Annotated in this window: 3 protein-coding genes and 3 pseudogenes; 1 reads left to right on the top strand and 5 read right to left on the bottom strand. The window is 66.9% G+C overall.

The genetic code is table 11. The features are described from left to right. Positions 1-59 precede the first annotated feature (59 nt). Positions 60-176: pseudogene (locus ACFYY7_RS45265) on the bottom strand (IS5/IS1182 family transposase); the annotation flags it as partial. A 35-nt stretch (positions 177-211) separates the two neighbouring features. Here ACFYY7_RS45265 and ACFYY7_RS45270 point away from each other — a divergent pair. Continuing rightward, entirely contained in the window at positions 212-688 is a 477-nt protein-coding gene (locus tag ACFYY7_RS45270; protein WP_388672230.1) for a hypothetical protein, read from the top strand. A 360-nt stretch (positions 689-1,048) separates the two neighbouring features. Here the strand turns inward: ACFYY7_RS45270 and ACFYY7_RS45275 are convergent. The 4 genes and pseudogenes from ACFYY7_RS45275 to ACFYY7_RS45290 form a co-directional block, all read right to left on the bottom strand. After that, positions 1,049-1,162, bottom strand: a pseudogene (locus ACFYY7_RS45275) (IS481 family transposase); the annotation flags it as partial. Then, the gene (locus tag ACFYY7_RS45280) at positions 1,159-2,334 is read right to left on the bottom strand and encodes a Cmx/CmrA family chloramphenicol efflux MFS transporter (RefSeq protein WP_388672233.1); all 1,176 of its coding nucleotides are present in this window, start codon (positions 2,332-2,334) and stop codon (positions 1,159-1,161) included. The pseudogene ACFYY7_RS45275 and the gene ACFYY7_RS45280, both read right to left, overlap by 4 nt. Positions 2,335-2,658: 324 nt before the next feature. Beyond that, entirely contained in the window at positions 2,659-3,231 is a 573-nt protein-coding gene (locus tag ACFYY7_RS45285; RefSeq protein ID WP_388672236.1) for a hypothetical protein, read from the bottom strand. Positions 3,232-3,241: 10 nt separating this feature from the next. After that, positions 3,242-4,060: pseudogene (locus ACFYY7_RS45290) on the bottom strand (IS5 family transposase). Positions 4,061-4,223 lie beyond the last annotated feature (163 nt).

The raw sequence follows: 4,223 nt of genomic DNA on the forward strand, positions 1-4,223 counted from the left end.
AAGCGGCGACAAGCTCACAGCCATACCCGGAACCCCTGGGCTTCCCCGATCCTACGAATGATCAGATCCGACCCGCTTGAAAGGTAGGACAAGCTCAGCTTGGCGAACTGACGCGGGCTCATCCCAGTGAACGGGGCTATCCAGAACGGCTCGGACGCCGTGATCACACCAGCCACAGCGAGATCGTCTCAAAGATCGACGGCATGGCACGATGACCGCCATGTCAGGTCAGGTCTGGGTGTCACTCATATCGCTGGGCGGCGTCGTCCTCGGCGGCTCGTTGTCCTACCTCGTCCAGCACAGGACTCAACTCTCGGCGGAACGCGCTGAACAGCAACGGCAGCAGATCGCCTTGTCGGAGGCTCGGCGCGGGGAACGGCTGGCGCTGCTGGAGCGGTTCATCGAGGTGGGGGCCGAGGCCGAACGCTCCGCCTTCAGTCGGCCTTCCGAGTGGGAGGACACCGACGCCTGGTTCCTCACGACCCGGGACGTCATGAACAGGCTATGGGTTGCGGAGCGCCTCATCCGCATCCAGTTCCCCCTGCCCGTACACGACGCGGCACGCGCGTACTTCCTCGACCTCAACCGGACGGTGTGGGAAGGCTTGCCCAACGATGAAAGCGTACGGGACTACCTGGAGGACAACCGGCTGGCGTTTCTCGATGCGGCTCGCGCGGTCATGGGGTAGCGCACCGCCGCCCCCGGAGATCTTTTACGGGACAGCCCTTGGCTTGAGGCCTTCCGCCTTCGCTGGGTCCCGGTCGCTCTGGTCCCTCGGTGCCCGGCGGCGTAGAACGCGTTCGACGGACTGAGCGCCCAAGTGGCCCCGGAGAAGGCTGCTTGGGCGCTCGTTCGTGGCGCGGGCTTTTTCAGTAGGCGTAGGTGGTGTTTCCGCCCAGCGACGTGACCACGGCAGCGCATCACCGCTCGCCCCGGCCCGCTTGACCTGCGGTGGTCGGGTCTGTGGTTGGCCTACGCCGGTCTGTGGTCGGGCCCGACCACAGACCCGACCACGGGCCGCCTAGTTGTTGCTGGCCATGACGTCCAGGCAAGCGCGGGAGACGCCGGCCTCGGTGGCGATGTGGGCGATCGGCCGGGTGCGGCAGCGTTCGACGAGCCTTCGTCGCCCCTCGATATTCAATGGAAAGTTCGCGTGCGTCACTGGAGCACCTCGCTCCGACCCGCTGCGATCACACCGCGCAAGGGGAACGCGACGAGTAGCGCGACCAGGACGAGGAGTCCGCTTGCCCAGAGCGGCCCGAGGTCTCTGGCTGCCGTGCTGAGGGTCGTCGCGGCGATGAGGGGACCGACGGCGGCGCCCACGTTGAGCGCGGCGGTCGCGTAGGAGCCGGCCATGGTGGGCGCTGCTGCCGCCTCGTAGAGGACCCGCGTGATCAGCGTGCTGCCCAGCGCGAACGACAGCGCGCCCTGGATGAACACGAGGGCGAGCAGCGCAACCGGCTTGTCGGCCAGGACGGCCAGGGCCGGCCAGCCGATGAGCAGCAGTGGGCCGGTGACCGCGATGACCGGGCCGGGGTGCTGGTCGGACAAGCGGCCGGCGACGGTGACCCCGGCGAAGGAACCGGCACCGAAGAGCACCAGGGCGACGGAGATCCACAGCTCGCCCAGTCCGGCGGTGTCGGTCACGACGGGGGCGAGGAAGGTGAAGCCGGCGAAGGTTGCCGCGTTCACCATGGCGCCGAGCAGCATGATCAGGAGCAACCGCGGCCTTTTGAGCTGTGCGAGTTCCGATCGCAAGGCCGGCCCGTCAGCAGCGACCTTCTGCACACGTCGCGCTGGGATGCCTTTGACGATGCCGATGGCTGCGGGCAGGCAGAGAGCGGCCACGGCCCAGAAAGTGACCCGCCAGCCGAACAGTGTGCCGAGCACCGATCCCCCTGGGACACCGGCGACCGTGGCCACCGTGGTGCCCGACAGCAGTACGGCGAGCGCGCGTCCCTTCTTGTCGGGCGAGACCAGCGTGGTGGCGGTCGTCAGCGCTACGGCGAGGAACCCCGCGTACGCGAGTGCTGCGACCACCCGCGTCACCATCAGGACCGGGAAGCTCGAGGTGGCAGCGCCCACGACGTGGGCTGCCAGGAACACGAGGACGAACCCAAGAAGGCTGGACCGTCCAGGCCAGTTGCGGGCAAGCCCGGCCATGAGCGGGGCACCGACGATCATTCCGATCGCGAAAGCCGAGGTGAGCATGCCTGCTGTCCCGACTGTCACGTCGAGGTCCGAGGCGATGTCCGGCAAGAGGCCGGCGAGCATGAATTCCGAGGTGCCCATGGCGAAAACCGCCACGGCGAGCAGATACAGCGGGAGAGGCATCGAATGGCTCCGAGGTGAGGAGAAGCACGAGAAGGTCATCTCGTCACCGCGGTCAGCACCCAGGGGCGCACTCGTCCGGCCGCAGAACGCGGCGAGACAGCAGGACTACGAACTCAGTGGTTCAGGGGGCTGACGGCGTGACCGAAAGCCCCCACCTTGTCTGACTCAGGACTCGACATGGCCCGCACGGTACCCGACCGATGCCCGTCGAGGCACATCAGTTTCACAGCTGTCGGCCTGTGTCATCAACGTCATGACCCGCAACACCTAGTTGACATGCTGATCTACCTCGACCGAAGAGGCTGCCTGATAGGGGGCCGTTTCTTATGGCGCGACGCGCGTGGCGTCCGTGCTGGTCGACGGTTGGTCGCACGCTTGCAGGAGGCTGGTGAATGCCTTGTCCGCCGAGTCGGTCGGGAACAGTCGAGCGACGGTGGTGCGGGCTGGCGTCGTGATCGCGTAGTGCTCGGCGAGGTATGAGATTCCGCCCCAGTCCTCGCTGATGTGGACGCGCATCAGCACCTCGCCGCATCGGCTGCAGCCGATCCACGGCACCAGGACGAGGCCGGCAAGGGGACGGTCTGCCTGGACCGTGTCTCCGCTGATGAGAACGTCGGCCTGCTCGATCAGGGTCACAGCGGAGGCCGACTGTCCATCGCCTCGGCATTGGCGGATTCGGGGCGTGAGCGCTTCTCTCTCACCCCATGTCTCCGCGAGTACCGAGATTTGGGCGCGGACGGTCTCGCTGATCGCCACGTCGTTGCTCAGGATGCCGGAAAGGAGCAGGCCCAGGCCGGCCTCCTGCTCGCCGATGGCCCAGCAGTCCTTGAACTCCTCGGCCTGGGCCGGTGGCAGCAAGGCGGTGAGCCGGTTCCAGGTGTCAACGCCCTCGGTCATTCGACAGAGGCTACCGACTCACGACGGCGTCCAGACGTCGGAAGCAGATGTGCATCACCGCGATCGCCGTGAAGCCCAGGAAGTGCTCGGGCTTTCGTTCGTAGCGCCGGTGGAAGCGTCGGCATCCCGACAGCCACGACATGGTCCGTTCGACCACCCAGCGGTAGCGGCCCAGGCGGGCCGAGCTCTCCACCCCGCGGCGCGTGATGCGCGGGACGATGCCGCGGGCGCGTAACTACTCCGCAGGTGGTCGTAGTCGTAGCCCTTGTCCCCATGCAGTTTGGCCGGTCGTCGTCGGCGCGGTCCTCGTCTGGAGCGAATGGGCGGGATGCCCTGCACCAGCACTTCCAGAGCCTGACTGTCGTGCAAATTGGCCCCCGAGATGGCAACCGAGATCGGCAGGCCGTTCCGGTCGCAGATGAGGTGGATCTTCGATCCCTTCTTGCCTCGGTCGGTCGGATTCGGTCCGGTCAGGAGCCCCCTTTGGTCGCGCGGATGCTCACCGAGTCGATCGCGCAGCGAGACCAGTCCAGCTCACCGCGGCTGCCGAGCTCGTCCAGGATCACGCGGTGGAGCCGTGCCCAAACCCGGTCGCCGCTCCACTGAGCAAAGCGGCGGTAGACCGTCTGCCAGCACGGTCCGAACGCCGGCGGCAACTGTCGCCAGGTGCATCCGGACGTGGCCACGAACAAATCGCCGCCAGCGTCTCCCGGTCACCGGCCCGCCGTCGTCCGCCGCCTTGCGGGCGCCGGACGACGGTCTCCGGAACTACCCGACGGAACAGCTCCCACAGTTCATCCGGCACCAGGCGCTCGACAAGACCCTCCACATCAAGCCCAACGCGCAAGCCCTCCAAAGGAAACGACCTCTTAGAGGTCGTTTTCATCTGAACTGCCTGCTTATTAGCGGATCCTCGGAGTGTTGGGGTGCGGCGCAGGCGAGGTTGTGGAGGCGGTCGATGCCTGCGGGGCGGGTGGAGTTGCGGATGGGGC

It is taken from the genome of Streptomyces sp. NPDC001933 (assembly GCF_042890955.1).
Classification (GTDB): domain Bacteria; phylum Actinomycetota; class Actinomycetes; order Streptomycetales; family Streptomycetaceae; genus Streptomyces.